Source organism: Pseudomonas linyingensis (assembly GCF_900109175.1).
Classification (GTDB): domain Bacteria; phylum Pseudomonadota; class Gammaproteobacteria; order Pseudomonadales; family Pseudomonadaceae; genus Geopseudomonas; species Geopseudomonas linyingensis.
Map to the genome: position 1 here is coordinate 12,461 of NZ_FNZE01000023.1, position 13,750 is coordinate 26,210.

A 13,750-nucleotide genomic window follows, 5' to 3' on the forward strand; every position below is an offset into this window, starting at 1 on the left:
GCAACGATCAGACGAAGTCTTCGTCGTCGCCGCCGAAGAAACCGCCCTCATCACCGCCACCGAAGAAGCCGCTGTCGGCATAGTTCTCTTCCGGTGCGACCGGCTCTTCCATCGCTGCAGGCTGCTCTGCCGGCTCGGCGGGCGCCTGCTCGGCGACCTTCTCGGCCTCATCGCCCTGGAACATGTCCATCAGCATGTTGCCCAACACCATACCGCCAGCCACGCCGGCAGCGGTCTGCAGCGCGCCGGAGAGGAAGCCGCCGCCCTGCTGAGGCTGGCCGCCGCGCTGGCCGAAACCGGCTTGCTGACCGAAGCCGGACTGCTGACCGAAACTGTTGCGATTGCCTGCGACCGGCTCATGCCAGCCCGATTTTGCCGGCTGCGCGGCCACCGGAGCACTCGCGGGCTGCTGCGCCTGCGGCTGGCTGCGACCACCGCCGAACAGCCCGGACAGGAAGCCGCCGCTGCTCTGTTGCGGTGCACTGCTCTGGCTGCGCTTGAGCGTTTCGATCTGCGCCTCCAGCTCCTTGACGCGATCATCCAGCTGCTGGATGGCATTTTCCTGCACGACGATGGCCTGGGCCATGTAATAGGGCGCCGCCGGCTGGCGGCTGAGGTGCTCGTTGATCAGCGCTTCGGCCTCGGCTTCGCGCGGCGCGGCCTGGCTTTCGGCGGCGCGCAGGCGGGAAAACAGGCCATCGATCAAACTCTTCTCTTCAGCGTGCATGCTTGTCTCTATTCCGTGGGTTACCGCAAGGAGCGCCCATCTTCGGAACCCGCCTGGGCAATGTCAAAATCCAGCTATTGCAAGAGTTGTCCTCCAGCGCCGGGCGACCGGCCCGCCCTGCTCAGGCCCAGCGTCCGGGTCTTGATGCGCAATCGCCACATGACCAAAGGTCATGCGCCAGAGCGCCTGCCAGACTACCGAGCCGTCCGCCGCCAGGGCAGGATTGCGCGCTTTTTCTGCTACACGGTGTTAGTCGAGCGCGACAAAACCTCATATAATCTGCGGCCTTCTTCCTGCCATAACATGAGGATCATTCATGAGCACTCTGCCGCCCTGCCCCAAATGCGGTTCCGAATACACCTACGAAGACGGCCCATCGCTGATCTGCCCGGAGTGCGCCCATGAGTGGTCCGCCCTCGCCTCCGCCGAAACGCCGGCCGAAGGCGACAAGGTGATCCGCGACTCGGTCGGCAACGTCCTGCAGGATGGCGACACCGTTTCCGTGATCAAGGACCTCAAGGTCAAGGGTTCGTCGCTGGTGGTCAAGGTCGGCACCAAGGTCAAGGGCATCCGCCTGTGCGACGGCGACCATGACATCGACTGCAAGATCGACGGCATCGGCGCGATGAAGCTGAAGTCCGAGTTCGTCAAGAAGGTCTGAGCCCGAGCGCTCCCGGCACTGCGGCGGGAGCGCGATGCAAAAACCGGCGCCACTGACATATGCATGACACTGGAATGGGTTTTGCTCGGCAAACTCCACTCCCGCTCCAACCGCAGGGTCACGCCATGTTCTTTCGCGCGCGCAAGTCCCGGCCCATCAACCTCGCCCTGCAGGGCGGCGGTGCGCATGGTGCCTTTACCTGGGGCGTGCTGGATGCCCTGCTCGAGGACGGCCGCGTCGACTTCGAGGGCATCAGCGGCACCAGCGCCGGGGCGATGAATGCCGTGGTGCTCGCCCATGGCCTGTTGCAGGGCGGCCGCGAAGGTGCACGCCAGGCTCTGGCGCGCTTCTGGGAGGCGGTGGCGCACAGCGCGCCGCTGATCAGCGCGGGCGCCGATGTCGAGAGCGGCGGCCTGTCGCCCAGCGCCAGAGTGATGCTGTACTGGATCCAGCAACTGTCGCCGCAACAGTTCAATCCGCTCGACATCAATCCGCTGCGCGACATCGTCAGCACGCAGATCGATTTCGAGCGCCTGCGCGCCAGCCCGCTGCAGCTGTTCATCGCCGCCACCAATGCCAACAGCGGCCAGCTCCGTCTGTTCCGCACCGCCGAACTGAGCGTGGCGAGCGTACTGGCCTCGGCCTGCCTGCCCACCCTGCACCATGCCATCGAGATCGACGGCGAGCCCTACTGGGATGGGGCCTTTGCCGCCAACCCGGCGGTTTTCCCGCTGCTCTACGACTGCAGCAGCGCGGACATCCTGCTGGTGCTGCTCAGCCCGCCGGTGCAGGGCACCACGCCGCACAGCCCCGAGGAGATCCGCCGCCGCTCGCAGGATCTGGCGTTCCAGTCCACCTTCCTGCGCGAGATGCGCAGCATCGCCCGCGCCCACGAGTTCGCCGAACGCTCGCTGCTGCCGCTCGGCCGCCTGGAGCGACGCCTGATGCGGGCGAATCTCCACCTGATCGCCATGGGCGAACTGACCCAGCGACTGGCGACCGAATCCAAACTGACCACCAGCCTGCCCTTCCTGGAGATGCTGCGCGACCAGGGCCGGGCATGCACCCATGACTGGCTCGCCGCCCACCATCAGGATATCGGCCGACGCTCGACGGTGAATATCGGCGAGCTGTTCTGATTTTCGTCGTTCCACTCGGTTCATTGTGCGGCAGCTTTGCCCGGACGCGGCTATGCTGCCTTGCGCCACTCACTCGGTAGAGGAATTCCCATGGGACTGTTCAGCACGATCCTGGCCAAACTCGGCTTTGGCGAAGAAGCGCAGGCTGCGCCAGTGGAACCATCAGCTCCGCCCGCCTCGACACCCGCCACCAGTGCGCCGGCAGCCACAGCGGGCATGGCCCTGGTCGACGTGGTCGCCAAGCTCGAAGCGCTGGCGGCCGCCACCCCGGAAAAGCTCAACTGGAAAACCTCGATCGTCGACCTGCTCAAGCTGCTCGGCATGGACAGCAGCCTGACGGCCCGCAAGGCGCTCGCCAGCGAATTGGGCTGCCCGCCGGAGAAGATGGCCGACTCGGCGCAGATGAACATGTGGCTGCACAAGAGCGTGCTGCAGAAACTGGCGGACAACGGCGGCAACGTACCGGCCGAGCTGCTCGACTGAATCACGGCGCCAGGCGCGATCACCCGCATGCACGAAACACGCGATATCCACTGCGAGCTGCTCGCGCCGCTGCAGCAACCCCTGCTGACCAAGTTCTACCGTGCCCAGCGCTCGCCGATGCGCGCCCCCAACGGGGCGCAGACCTGGGTGGCGCGGCGCCAGGAAATCCTCGCTGCGCTGAACTTGACTCCGGTGGACCACGGCCACTGGCTGACCGGTCTGCTGGTCGCGCCCACCGAGCGCCGTCAGGGGCTGGCCAGCCGCCTGATCGAACATGCCCTGGCGCGGACAGCGGGACCGGTGTGGCTGTTCTGTCACCCGGACCTGCTCGGCTTCTATCAGCGCCAGGACTTCGAGCCCGCCGCACAGCTGCCGCCAGCGCTGGCCGAGCGCCTGGCGCGCTACCAGCGCAGCAAGGCGTTGCTGGCCCTGGCACGCAAATCGGTCACCTACGGCGAGGCGTGACGCACCGAGTCGGGCAACAGGTCGGAGGGCGTCAGACTTCCAGGGCGTCTCCGACATCCACCAGCTTGCGGCGGGCCAGGGCGAGGTTGGCCTTGGACTTGTCCAGCACGTAGTAGGCGAACAGGTCGCTGGACTTGGCCAGCGGGCGGATCAGGTGATACTGCTTGCCGAGGGTGATCAGGATGTCCTCGATGGCGTCGTCCAAACCGAGCATCTGCATGGTCTTCACCTTGCTGCGCATCACCTCTGTGTTGCCGCCGGCGGCCAGCTCCAGGTCGATGCCGCCGCCAGCCGCACCCAGCAGCATGCCGCTGCTGTAGTCGACCACCGCGCAGGCCAGGGCGCCGTCGACGCTCATGAGTTGATCCAGGCTGTCTTTGATAGCTGTCATTGCTTTACTCACAGGTTGCTTGCCGGGCGGTCGCCCAGCGCGTTCAGGGATTCGCTCAGCCGCTTGGCGGCATGCTTGACGGCCCACTGGGCGTAGCCGTAGTTGGCTTCCTCGCCAGTCACCACCAGCAGGACCATCGGGGTGATGCCGTTGGGGATCTGCCGGCACAGCACCAGCCCCTGCGCGGACTCGATCACCGTGCCTTCCAGCCCCGACAGGGCCAGCTCCTGGACGATGCGCAGGCTGAGCGCACTGAGCGCTGCGCCCATGGCGGTGATGCGCCGGCTTTCCTGCGCCTCCAGGTTGAGGCTGGCCAGCGGGAAACCGTCGCTCGAGGCGACGATGGCCACGCGCACGCCCTCGGTGGTGGCCGCCAGCTCGGCCAGCTGCTGCTGGCAGAGGGCCTTCAGTTGGGGCTGCTTGGCTTCGGGTGCGTCAACGGGGATGCTCATATTCAGGTCCACGCATTCATTTCGGCATTGGCAATCAGGGTTTCGATCAGCAGCAGCACATCGGTCTTGCGCCGCACGTCGGCGGCGAACACCGGCAGCGCCATCTGCCGCGCGCCGAGGGCTTCGCGGTACGGCTGCAGGGCCTGGCCCGGCGTCGCACCGGCACGGCCGACCGCCACCACCAGCGCGCCGCGCTCGCTCAGTTCGGGGAAGGCATCCAGGTAGTCGAGCAGGTCCTGCCGCGCCTGCGGCCGCTCGTGATTGAGCAGCAGCACGGCACCCAGCGCGCCCTCGGCGAGGATCGACCACATGAAGTCGAAACGCTCCTGGCCGGGAATGCCGTAGAGGACGACCATGTCGTCCTCCAGCTGGATCTCGCCGTAGTCCATGGCCACCGTGGTGGTCGGCTTGTCGCACTGGGTTCTGTCGGTGTTGAGCACATCGGTGGCGATCGGCGCCACATCGCTGACCGCCGCAATGGCGGTCGTCTTGCCGGCCCCCATGGGACCGATGAAAAGGATCTTTGCCGGCATTAGCGGTTCCTTGCAAAACTGAGTCCCAGACGCTCGCGCAGACGCTGCAGCAACCCGCCGGCAGGCGGTGCGGCAGTCTCTGGCCGGGGCGCAGGCGTCTCGTGGTAATTCATGCTCACCCCGACCTGGCAGAGTTCGCAGGCCAGCAGAAAACCCCTGACCGCCGCCTCGTCCAGCCCTGCCAACTGACAGCCACTGGCGATGCTGACCGGCTTGCGCGTGTACAGCGCAGCGAGGCGCAGCAACGGCGGTGCGACCTCCCACTCACCGAAGTGCGGCCAGGCCGACAGACTGAACAGCAGGCTGTCCGGGTTCCAGTTGCGCGCGCACTGCGCGCCGCTGCGCAGGGCCAGCGCCCAGATCACGCTGCGCAGCGAGGCCTGGAACGGCAGCTCAGCGCCGTCGTCCGGCGGCAGGTCGAGATGCAGCGCGGCCATCAGGTCGAGTTGCGGGCGCTGGAGCAGGTCGAGCAGCTCGTCGAGGCTGCCGACCGCCGCCTCCAGGCGATCCCGGCGCGGCTGCAGGAGAATGCACCGGCCGTCGAGCTGCAGCCAGCCATCCTGCTTCAAGCCGGCCAGCTGCTCGGCGGCACAGGGGTGCGTGCTGCTGACCGCCCGCAGACGCTTTTCCGCCTCCAGCAGCAGCTCGAGCAGCGCGAACATGCGCAGCGGCCACTCAAGCTGCAGGTCGCCTGCCCGGCTCGGCGGGATACCGGCATGCGCCAGCAAACCCCGACCGGCGGTCGGCGCCTGCTCGGCGTCGCGCACGATCAGAAGGTCGGCTTCCTGCGCTTCGCCCATGTACAGCCAAGTGGCCGCGGTACGGCCAGCCAGGACCTTCAGCTGCTGGGAGAGCAAGCCCTGCTCATAGTCATTCAGACCGATTGATGCGACTCGCATGCCGACGGTTGCCTCGGTGTGATTGGGCCAAGATTCCGACGAATGCTAACCTCATCACGCAAAATATTGTACAAAAAAATAAACAAATAAAATTCTTGTATAACTTTTTCGCTCAAATCTTCCTGCTGCCGATCCCAAGATCACCGATCTGCATCCTCAGGCAGCCGGGTATACTGCTCAGTCTGTATACAGGCACTACGCCGCATCCCTACGCACGACAACACCCGGATCCGCCATGACGTCGAAACCCAACACCCCCGAAGCCACCATCCCCAACCAGGACGAGCAGGCTCCTGCCGCCGAGGCGCCGGCCTTCCGCTTCCCCTTCTCGCCGGACGCCTACGCGCCGAAGAAGAACGACGAGCAGCCGTGGCACCAGCGCGGCAACAAGAGCAACCACGACAAGCGCCCAGGCATGGCCCCGAAGGGCACCCGGCGTTCGATGGGCAAGCGCTGAGACATCGACACGACTGGTGGGCTCATGGCCACGAGGGACGCTTGAACTGCCGCCGCGCTCGCCTGGCGTTGCGCGGCTCATTCCTGCGGGCACGGGGAATCCACTCGGCTTAACGCTAGGGGCAAAGCATCAACTCGTGCAGTGAAATCAGCAGCGAGCCCCCCCTACAAATACTCCCCTACCACCCGCGCCAGCCGTTGCGCGCGCGGGTCCATCAGCACGAACGGGCCGAGGGTGTTGACGACGAAGCCGAAGGCGAGGTCGCGCTCGGGGTCGGCGAAGCCGATGGAGCCGCCGGCGCCGGGGTGGCCAAAGGCGTGGCGACCGAGGCCGTAGGTGGCGTTGGGCATGTCGGGCTGCTCGAGCATCAGGCCCAGACCCAGGCGGGTGCGGGTCAGCAGGGTGAGGTCGTCGCCCAGGCTGTGCTCGCGGGTCATTTCCGCCAGCAGGGCGCTGTCGAGCAGACTGCCGTCCAACAATCCCGCATAGAAGCCGGCCAGGCTGCGCGCATTGCCGTGGCCGTTGGCCGCCGGCTGCTGCATGCGTCGCCATTCCGGCTTGTTGGTGCTGGTCATGATCGACGGCGGGTTGGTGAAGGCGCGGGTGGTCATCGCCTGGGGTTCGCGCATCATCGCGTTGAGCACGCGCTGGGCGGCGGCGTCGCCGTGGCTGCCCTTGCCGCGGGTGATGTGCGCGACGCGGTGGAATTCGCTGTCGGCCAGGCCGATATGGAAGTCGAGACCCAGCGACCGGGCAGTGCGCTCGACGATCACCTCCCCCGGCGCGCGCTCGGTGGCACGGCGGATCAGTTCGCCAAGCAGCCAGCCGTAGGTGATCGGCGCGTAGCCGTGGGCCTCGCCGGGCGTCCACCAGGGCTGCTCGGCGGCCAGCGCGGCGGTCATGGTGTCCCAGTCGTAGAGGGCTTCGGGCGGCAGCGGCTGGCGGATCGCCGGCAGGCCGGCGCGGTGGCTGAGCAACTGGCGCAGGGTGATGTGTTGCTTGCCGGCGGCGCCGAATTCGGGCCATAGGCGGGTGACCGGCGCGTCCAGCTCCAGCTTGCCCTCGCCCACCAGCTGCAGCGCAGCCGCGGCGGTGAAGGCCTTGGTGCACGAATACAGGTTGAGGATGGTGTCGGTGTGCCAGGGCTCGAGGCCATCCTTGTCGGCCATGCCAGCCCACAGGTCGACCACGGTTTCGCCGCCGACCTGGATGCACAGCGCGGCACCGCGCTCCTGCGGGTCGTTGAACAGCTCGGCGAAGGCCTCCTTCACCGCCTCGAACTGCAGGTCGAAATAGCCGTGGATGTGCATGGGAACTCCTGTCGGTGATGGCTGCACGAAGCATCCCCGCGCGGCTAGCGCGCGAGGAGCCCTGATAATCTATAGAGCTTCGCCCCGAGGACGGGCCTCCCACAAGAGCGGGAGTGCCCGTGGCTTCAGTCGATCTGCCGGCGGAACGGCGGCAGGGCGTTGAGGATGGCCTTGCCGTAGCGCTGGGTGACCACGCGGCGATCGAGCAGGGTCACCGTGCCGGTGTCCTGTTCGGTGCGCAGCAGGCGGCCGCAGGCCTGGATCAGGCGCAGCGAGGCATCGGGCACGGCAATCTCCATGAACGGGTTGCCGCCGCGCGCCTCGATCCACTCGGACAGCGCCGCCTCGACCGGATCGTCCGGCACGGCGAAGGGGATCTTGGCGATCAGCACGTGCTCGCAGTAGGCACCGGGCAGGTCGACGCCCTCGGCGAAGCTGGCCAGGCCGAACAGCACGCTGGTCTCGCCGTCGTCGACCCGCGCCTTGTGCTTGTTCAGCGTCTCCTGCTTGGACAGGTTGCCCTGGATCAGCACGCGCTTGCGCCAGTCGCGCTCGAGGCCATCGAAGACGTCCTGCATCTGCTTGCGCGAGGAGAACAGCACCAGGCTGCCGCGCGCGCCCTCGACCATGCCCGGCAGCTCGCGGATGATCGCCGCGGTGTGCGCGGCGGCATCGCGCGGGTCGGCCTTGAGGTCGGGCACGCGCAAGAGACCGGCCTCGGCGTAGCGGAACGGGCTGGGCACCACGGCGGTGACCGCGCCCTTGGGCAGGCCGGCGCGCATGCGGAAACGGTCGAAGGTGCCCAGCGCGGTGAGCGTGGCCGAGGTCACCAGAGCACCGTAGGCGGCGCTCCACAGGTTGCGCCGCAGGGTCTCGGCGGCGAGGATCGGGCTGGCGTTGACCTCGATGTCGTGATAGCTGCCGCTCTCGGCCAGGGTCATCCAGCGCGCCATCGGCGGGCTGTCCTCGGGGTCCTCGGCGGTGAAGGCGGTCCACAGTTCCCAGTTGCTCTGCGCGCGCGCCAGCAGGCTGCCGAACAGCGGATACCACTCCTCGGCCTGGTAGCTGCTGACCCCGGCGCTGCCCTCGCCGTCCATGGCTTCCTTGAGGATGTCGGCCAGGCGGGTGAACACCTCGGTCAGGCGGTTGAAGCCCTTCTTCAGTTCGATGCCCATCTCGCCCAGGTGCGGGGGCACCACGCCGCCGACGAAGCGGTGGCGCGGGCGGTCGCGGCCTTCCATGTCCTCGCCGGGGCGGAAGTCGCCGATTTCCTCGCAGGCGCTGTAGACGAATTGTTGCTGGGTGCGGATCTCGCGGGCCAGCTCCGGCACGCCCTCGATCAGCCGGCCGAATTCGCCGGGCAGCGGGTTCTGCGCCAGCAGGCGGGTGAGGTTCTTGGCGATCTGCTCCAACCACTCGGCGGTGGAGCGCAGGCGGGTGAAGTGGGCGAAGTGGCCGATGGCCTTGTCGGGCAGGTGGTGGCCCTCGTCGAACACGTAGAGGGTCTCGCTCGGCGCCGGCAGGATGGCGCCGCCGCCGAGGGCCAGGTCGGCCAGCACCAGGTCGTGGTTGGTGACGATCACGTCGACCTTGGTCATGCCCTCGCGCGCCTTGTAGAAGGCGCACTGCTGGAAGTTGGGGCAATGCCGGCCGGTGCACTGGGTGTGGTCGGTGGTCAGCCGCGACCACTGCACGTCCTCGATGGCCTCCGGCCAGGCGTCGCGGTCGCCGTCCCAGCGGTTGCCGGCCAGGCGCTCGATCATCTGGGTGAACAGCTTGTGGCTGTCCTCGTCGATCTCGAGGCGAAAGCCGTCCTCGGCGAACAGCTGGGCGGTGGCGCCCTGGGCCTCGCCTTCCTGCAGCAGCATGTCCAGCTTGGACAGGCACAGGTAGCGGCCGCGGCCCTTGGCGAGTGCGAAGCTGAAGTTGAGGCCGCTGTTGCGCGCCAGGTCCGGCAGGTCCTTGAAGACGATCTGCTCCTGCAGGGCGACGGTGGCGGTGGCGATCACCAGGCGCTTGCCGGCGGCCTTGGCGGCGGGGATCGCCGCCAGGGCGTAGGCCACGGTCTTGCCGGTACCGGTGCCGGCTTCGACGGCCACCACGGCCGGATCGCCGAGGCGCTTGCCTTCGTCGTCGGTGGCGATGGCGCCGAGGCCCTTGGCCACTTCGGCGATCATCAGGCGCTGGCCGTAGCGCGGCTTGAGGCTCTTGGCCTCGAGGAAGCGGGTATAGGCGCCCTGGATCTGGGACTTGAGTTCGTTGCTGAGCATGGCGGGCGCGCTGGATAAACGTTCAGTGACCGGGACGGGCAGCCATGATAGCGCGCCGGCCCCGGCGCTGCAGAACGGATCGCCCGAAAGGTAGACCCGGCTCAGGCGGCGTCGCGCTCGGCAACCGGCGTGTGCACTGCGGCGAGTGGCATCTCGGCCAGCGTGACGTCCGCCTCGCGGGTCGCCTGGAGCAGTTCAGCGACCACGGTCTCGGCCGACGGCAGGGCATCCAGGAAGAAAGCCCCGAACACCAGCAGCAGCAGGCGGTCGCGGGTCGGTCGGGTGCTGGCCTTGAGCCGATCACGGCACAGGCCGAGCTGCAGCACATGCAGCAGCAGCATGCCGGCACCGGCCAGGTTGAGCAGCAACGCGAAGGGCGCGGCGAAAGGCGCGATCAGGTTGCCCAGCACCGCCAGCCAGAACAGTACGGCCAGCAGCCGGCCCAGGGTCGTCAGCAATTTCATCGAGGTACCCGCGAGGAATCAGCGCGCACCTTAACGGCAAGCGGACATCGCTGCCAAGCGCTGGCCGATGTACTGAAACAACGAGGGGCCGAATGGCCCCCGCGGACATGCCTTGCAGTGGGCTGTCATCAGCGATCGACGTGGATTTCCACCCGACGGTTCTGCGCCCGCCCGGCGTCGGTGCCGTTGTCCTCGATCGGCTTGCTTTCGCCGAAGCCTTGCGAACTCAGCTTCTCCGCCGCCACGCCCTGACCGATCAGGTAGTCCACCACGCTGGCCGCGCGGCGTTCCGAAAGACCCTGGTTGTAGGCATCACTGCCGACACTGTCGGTGTGGCCGTCCACCCTGATGGCCAGCACATCGGCGCCGCGGAGCTTCTCCACCACGGTATCCAGGGTGGCTTCGGCGGCCGGGGTCAGCGTGGCGGAGTCGAAGGCGAACAACACCTCGCCCAGGTCGCTGAGGACGATGACCTCGTCCTGGGGCGGTTGGGGCGCGGGGGCGGCCTCGGGATACTGCGGCAGCGGGCAGCCGTTGTGGCGTACCTCGGTGCCCTTCGGGGTGTCCGCGCAGCGGTCGCGGCGATCATGCACGCCATCCTCATCCTGATCGCCATCCTGCGCGTAGCACAACAGGCCGCCGAGGACCGCGCCGGCCGCCGCACCGCCGCCGGCCCAGGCCGAGCTTTCGATGGCCCCCAGGCCACCGCCAGCCAGGCCGCCGATCAGGCTGCACCAGGGCCAGTTCCTCTGGTTGAGCGGGGCATCGCCAGTACTGGTGGTGGAGGCGCAACCCGCCAGAACACCACTGACCAAGACTAGAGGCAGTGCCGCTTTCAAATGCGATATTCCCATGGTGCAGTTCTCCTTGGCATCGGTCCTTAATTGCCGATGCTAGAAGTAAAGACGGGGCGTCACCGATGTGCCAGCTGGTACAGGCCGTTGCGTTGCGGCTAGGCTAGCGCCTCTTTTTTGACTGCAGCGACTACCCCGATGCCCACCTCTTCCTGCCCCTGCGGCAGCACCCTGCCCCTGGCCGACTGCTGCGGCCGCTACCATGCCGGCGCCCTGCCAGAGACCGCCGAGGCGCTGATGCGCTCGCGCTACAGCGCCTACGTGCTTGGCCTGATCGACTATCTGGTGGCCACCACCCTGCCGGTCCAGCAGGCGGCGCTGGAGCGCGAGGCCATGGCCGCCTGGAGTGCGCAAAGCCGCTGGCTGGGCCTCACCGTGGAGGAGCATCAGCCACTCGGTGGCACGCCGGAGCGCGCCCGGGTGACCTTCACCGCGCGCTGGCAGGATGCGTCCGGCGAGCAGGCCCATCGCGAGCGTTCGGATTTCGTGCGGGTGGATGGCCGCTGGTACTTCGTCGACCCGACCGTGACGCTCAAGGCCGGGCGCAACGACCCCTGTCCATGCGGCAGCGGGCAGAAGTTCAAGAAGTGCTGCGCGGCCCTGCTCTGAAGCAGCGCCGCGCGGGATAGCTCGTTCAGTCCACCAGCTGCAGATACGAGGTATCCGGCGGCGGAGCCGCCGGTGCCGCCTTGGCCTGGCCCATGTCGCTGCCCACCGGCGCCACGCTCAGTTGACTGAGATCCAACACCGGCGCCACCGGCTCGGGGCGCTGGTCCTGCAGATCGGCCCCAACCGGCGCCAGGCCGAAGTCCGGCGCGGCCACATCGCGAAACGCCGCCATGTATTCGTCGCGCGGCGCCACCTTGAGGGCAGCGAACGCGCCGGGAGGCGTGCTCGTCACCGGCTCGGCTGGCGCGGCGACCGCTTGCTGAGGGGGCGCAACTACCGAAGCCACAGATGCCGGGGCAACCGCCTCGGTCTGGCCGACCGGACTGACCTCGACCCGCGCGCCGGCGCGCTCGAGGGTCAGGCGATACTTTTCCGCACTCTCGGCATCCAGATTGCTCTTGATGACGATCCGCCGCCCGGAGAACAGCGCGGCGATACGCTGCGGATCGGCCTGGAACAGCCGCCCCAGATTGGCCCGCACCTGCGCCGCATCGGCACCGGGAACCAGCTCGCCGGCGAAGGCCACTTCAAGAAGATTGCTCAACCGTCACACTCCTGTCCTTTTTCCTGCGCAGTATGGCGCAGGTTTTTTTCCTGCAACATTCCCGCAACAACAATACGTTGCAGGGCGTTATGTGATTGTTACACTCGGGCATCGGATGGAGTCATGGCATGTTTGTTCCGGCACCACTAATAAGAAATCTTGGCCTTCTGCTACTCATGCTCGGCAGCGCCAGCCTCGGCGGCTGCGCGACCTGGATGGGCGGCGGCTTCAAGGATCCCGATGTGCAACTGGTTCACGTCGAGGTGGTTCGCGCGCGCCTGCTGGAGCAGGAGTTCCGGCTGCGCTTTCGCGTCGACAACCCCAACGACGTGAGCCTGCCGATACGCGGACTCGTTTACACCGTTTTCCTCAACGAGGTGAAGCTGGCAAGCGGCGAATCCGCTACCTGGTTCACCGTTCCGGCCCACGGACGTGAGGAATTCGAGGTACCGGTGCACACCAACCTCTGGCGGCACATGAAATACATCGTCAAACTGTTGGAGAAGCCCGACAAACCGATCCGCTATCGCCTCGAGGGCGAAGTGAAGACCGGGCTGATGTTCGGCCGTCGCGTCCAACTGGCGCGCAACGGCGAGATTGTTCCCGGCGATTTCATTCCGGAGTAAGTGATGAACCAGCAAGCCCACGTGCATGGCCCCGACTGCAACCACGACCATGACCATGCCCACCACCATGAGCCCCACGTCCACGGCCCGCACTGCAACCACAGCCATCAGGAGCCGGTGCGCAACCCGCTGAAGGAAGTCGGCCGCAACGATCCCTGCCCGTGCGGCAGCAACAAGAAGTTCAAAAAGTGCCACGGCGCCTGATCCGACCATGAATGCACTATCGATCGCTGTACTGCTGGTCGGTCTGCTCGCGGTGCTGGTGCTGGGCGGCTACGCCCTGCACCTGTGGCGCCGGGTGTGGGCCCAGCAGCGCGCCTTTGCCGCCGCCGAGAGCGAGCGCCAGCAGCGTCTGGGCGCCGACCTGCGCATCCTCGCCGGCAGCCTGCTCGACGAGCAGTTGCCGCTGATCGAGGGCGCCATCCGCATCAAGGTGCTGCTCGACAACTACGACATCCAGCTCAGCAGTCACGCGTATTGCCAGGTGTTCCACACCCTGTTCGACGCCACCTCGGGCATCCCCACCCATGCGGGCTGGAAGGCACTGACGGCGGTGGAAAAGCGCCAGCACGAGAAACACTTCAGCGAGCTCGAACTGCAGCACAAGGCTGCAGCCCGCAAGGCCGCCCGCTGGCTGCTCGACGAAGGCCTCCAGCAGCCGCTCGCCCACGCCTGCTAGCCACCCCGCCCGCTTGTCCCGCGGCTCGCCAGCAGGCGGGCTTCCGGCACAGCCCCCGGCACTCCGGCCGATGGCCCCCGGATATCCGCGCCACCTCCTACCCGCAGCGACCCGTCCTCTCCGGACG

The 13,750-nt window shown here is 67.2% G+C and carries 19 protein-coding genes; 9 read left to right on the top strand and 10 right to left on the bottom strand.

The genetic code is table 11. From position 1 onward, the window contains the following. Positions 1-7 precede the first annotated feature (7 nt). On the bottom strand, positions 8-727 hold the full coding sequence (locus tag BMZ19_RS20240; RefSeq protein ID WP_090313393.1) for a DUF2076 domain-containing protein: 720 nt from the start codon (positions 725-727) through the stop codon (positions 8-10). A gap of 316 nt (positions 728-1,043) precedes the next feature. On the opposite strand from BMZ19_RS20240, the gene BMZ19_RS20245 reads away from it, so the two are divergent. The 4 genes from BMZ19_RS20245 (at position 1,044) to BMZ19_RS20260 (ending at position 3,475) form a co-directional block, all read left to right on the top strand. Beyond that, positions 1,044-1,388: a zinc ribbon domain-containing protein YjdM gene (locus BMZ19_RS20245; RefSeq protein ID WP_090313394.1), complete on the top strand. Its 345-nt coding sequence runs from the start codon at positions 1,044-1,046 to the stop codon at positions 1,386-1,388. A gap of 125 nt (positions 1,389-1,513) precedes the next feature. After that, positions 1,514-2,527, top strand: a complete 1,014-nt coding sequence (locus tag BMZ19_RS20250) for a patatin-like phospholipase family protein (RefSeq protein WP_090313395.1) — start codon at positions 1,514-1,516, stop codon at positions 2,525-2,527. A gap of 90 nt (positions 2,528-2,617) precedes the next feature. Then, complete coding sequence (locus tag BMZ19_RS20255; RefSeq protein ID WP_090313396.1) at positions 2,618-3,010, top strand: DUF3597 domain-containing protein; 393 nt, start codon at positions 2,618-2,620, stop codon at positions 3,008-3,010. 27 nt (positions 3,011-3,037) lie between these two features. Then, positions 3,038-3,475, top strand: a complete 438-nt coding sequence (locus BMZ19_RS20260) for a GNAT family N-acetyltransferase (RefSeq protein ID WP_090313397.1) — start codon at positions 3,038-3,040, stop codon at positions 3,473-3,475. A gap of 31 nt (positions 3,476-3,506) precedes the next feature. Here the strand turns inward: BMZ19_RS20260 and BMZ19_RS20265 are convergent, their stop codons facing one another. From BMZ19_RS20265 to BMZ19_RS20280, 4 genes are read right to left on the bottom strand one after another with little or no spacing between them, the layout of a single operon-like run. After that, positions 3,507-3,866: a hypothetical protein gene (locus tag BMZ19_RS20265; protein WP_090313398.1), complete on the bottom strand. Its 360-nt coding sequence runs from the start codon at positions 3,864-3,866 to the stop codon at positions 3,507-3,509. Positions 3,867-3,874: 8 nt separating this feature from the next. Then, a complete protein-coding gene (locus BMZ19_RS20270) occupies positions 3,875-4,318 on the bottom strand; it encodes a roadblock/LC7 domain-containing protein (RefSeq protein ID WP_090313399.1) in 444 nt (147 codons plus the stop codon). A 2-nt stretch (positions 4,319-4,320) separates the two neighbouring features. After that, the gene (locus BMZ19_RS20275; protein WP_090313400.1) at positions 4,321-4,851 is read right to left on the bottom strand and encodes a GTP-binding protein; all 531 of its coding nucleotides are present in this window, start codon (positions 4,849-4,851) and stop codon (positions 4,321-4,323) included. Then, positions 4,851-5,750, bottom strand: coding sequence for a hypothetical protein (locus tag BMZ19_RS20280; RefSeq protein WP_139214719.1), 900 nt, complete (start codon positions 5,748-5,750; stop codon positions 4,851-4,853). The genes BMZ19_RS20275 and BMZ19_RS20280 overlap by 1 nt, the downstream gene beginning before the upstream one ends. A gap of 235 nt (positions 5,751-5,985) precedes the next feature. Here BMZ19_RS20280 and BMZ19_RS20285 point away from each other — a divergent pair, with 235 nt between their 5' ends. Continuing rightward, positions 5,986-6,207: a hypothetical protein gene (locus BMZ19_RS20285; RefSeq protein ID WP_090313402.1), complete on the top strand. Its 222-nt coding sequence runs from the start codon at positions 5,986-5,988 to the stop codon at positions 6,205-6,207. A 164-nt stretch (positions 6,208-6,371) separates the two neighbouring features. On the opposite strand, the gene BMZ19_RS20290 is transcribed toward BMZ19_RS20285, so the two are convergent. From BMZ19_RS20290 to BMZ19_RS20305, 4 genes are all read right to left on the bottom strand, one after another. After that, positions 6,372-7,517 (bottom strand): serine hydrolase domain-containing protein, encoded by a 1,146-nt coding sequence (locus tag BMZ19_RS20290; protein WP_090313403.1) that lies wholly within the window; start codon positions 7,515-7,517, stop codon positions 6,372-6,374. 125 nt (positions 7,518-7,642) lie between these two features. Then, entirely contained in the window at positions 7,643-9,787 is a 2,145-nt protein-coding gene (gene dinG / locus BMZ19_RS20295) for an ATP-dependent DNA helicase DinG (RefSeq protein WP_090313404.1), read from the bottom strand. 101 nt (positions 9,788-9,888) lie between these two features. Then, positions 9,889-10,251, bottom strand: coding sequence for a DUF1145 domain-containing protein (locus BMZ19_RS20300; RefSeq protein ID WP_090313405.1), 363 nt, complete (start codon positions 10,249-10,251; stop codon positions 9,889-9,891). 128 nt (positions 10,252-10,379) lie between these two features. Next, a complete protein-coding gene (locus tag BMZ19_RS20305) occupies positions 10,380-11,105 on the bottom strand; it encodes a PA1041 family peptidoglycan-binding anchor lipoprotein (protein WP_090313406.1) in 726 nt (241 codons plus the stop codon). A 138-nt stretch (positions 11,106-11,243) separates the two neighbouring features. Here BMZ19_RS20305 and BMZ19_RS20310 point away from each other — a divergent pair, with 138 nt between their 5' ends. Next, the gene (locus tag BMZ19_RS20310; protein ID WP_090313407.1) at positions 11,244-11,714 is read left to right on the top strand and encodes a YchJ family protein; all 471 of its coding nucleotides are present in this window, start codon (positions 11,244-11,246) and stop codon (positions 11,712-11,714) included. Between the two features lie 25 nt (positions 11,715-11,739). On the opposite strand, the gene BMZ19_RS20315 is transcribed toward BMZ19_RS20310, so the two are convergent. Beyond that, positions 11,740-12,318: a hypothetical protein gene (locus BMZ19_RS20315; RefSeq protein WP_090313408.1), complete on the bottom strand. Its 579-nt coding sequence runs from the start codon at positions 12,316-12,318 to the stop codon at positions 11,740-11,742. 176 nt (positions 12,319-12,494) lie between these two features. On the opposite strand from BMZ19_RS20315, the gene BMZ19_RS20320 reads away from it, so the two are divergent. Genes BMZ19_RS20320 through BMZ19_RS20330 form a run of 3 tightly spaced genes read left to right on the top strand, consistent with a single transcriptional unit; the run spans position 12,495 to position 13,623 of the window. Continuing rightward, positions 12,495-12,944, top strand: coding sequence for an LEA/WHy family protein (locus BMZ19_RS20320; RefSeq protein WP_425287191.1), 450 nt, complete (start codon positions 12,495-12,497; stop codon positions 12,942-12,944). A 3-nt stretch (positions 12,945-12,947) separates the two neighbouring features. Continuing rightward, complete coding sequence (locus BMZ19_RS20325; protein ID WP_090313410.1) at positions 12,948-13,148, top strand: SEC-C metal-binding domain-containing protein; 201 nt, start codon at positions 12,948-12,950, stop codon at positions 13,146-13,148. 7 nt (positions 13,149-13,155) lie between these two features. Beyond that, complete coding sequence (locus tag BMZ19_RS20330) at positions 13,156-13,623, top strand: DUF2489 domain-containing protein (RefSeq protein WP_090313411.1); 468 nt, start codon at positions 13,156-13,158, stop codon at positions 13,621-13,623. The last annotated feature ends 127 nt before the right edge of the window (positions 13,624-13,750 follow it).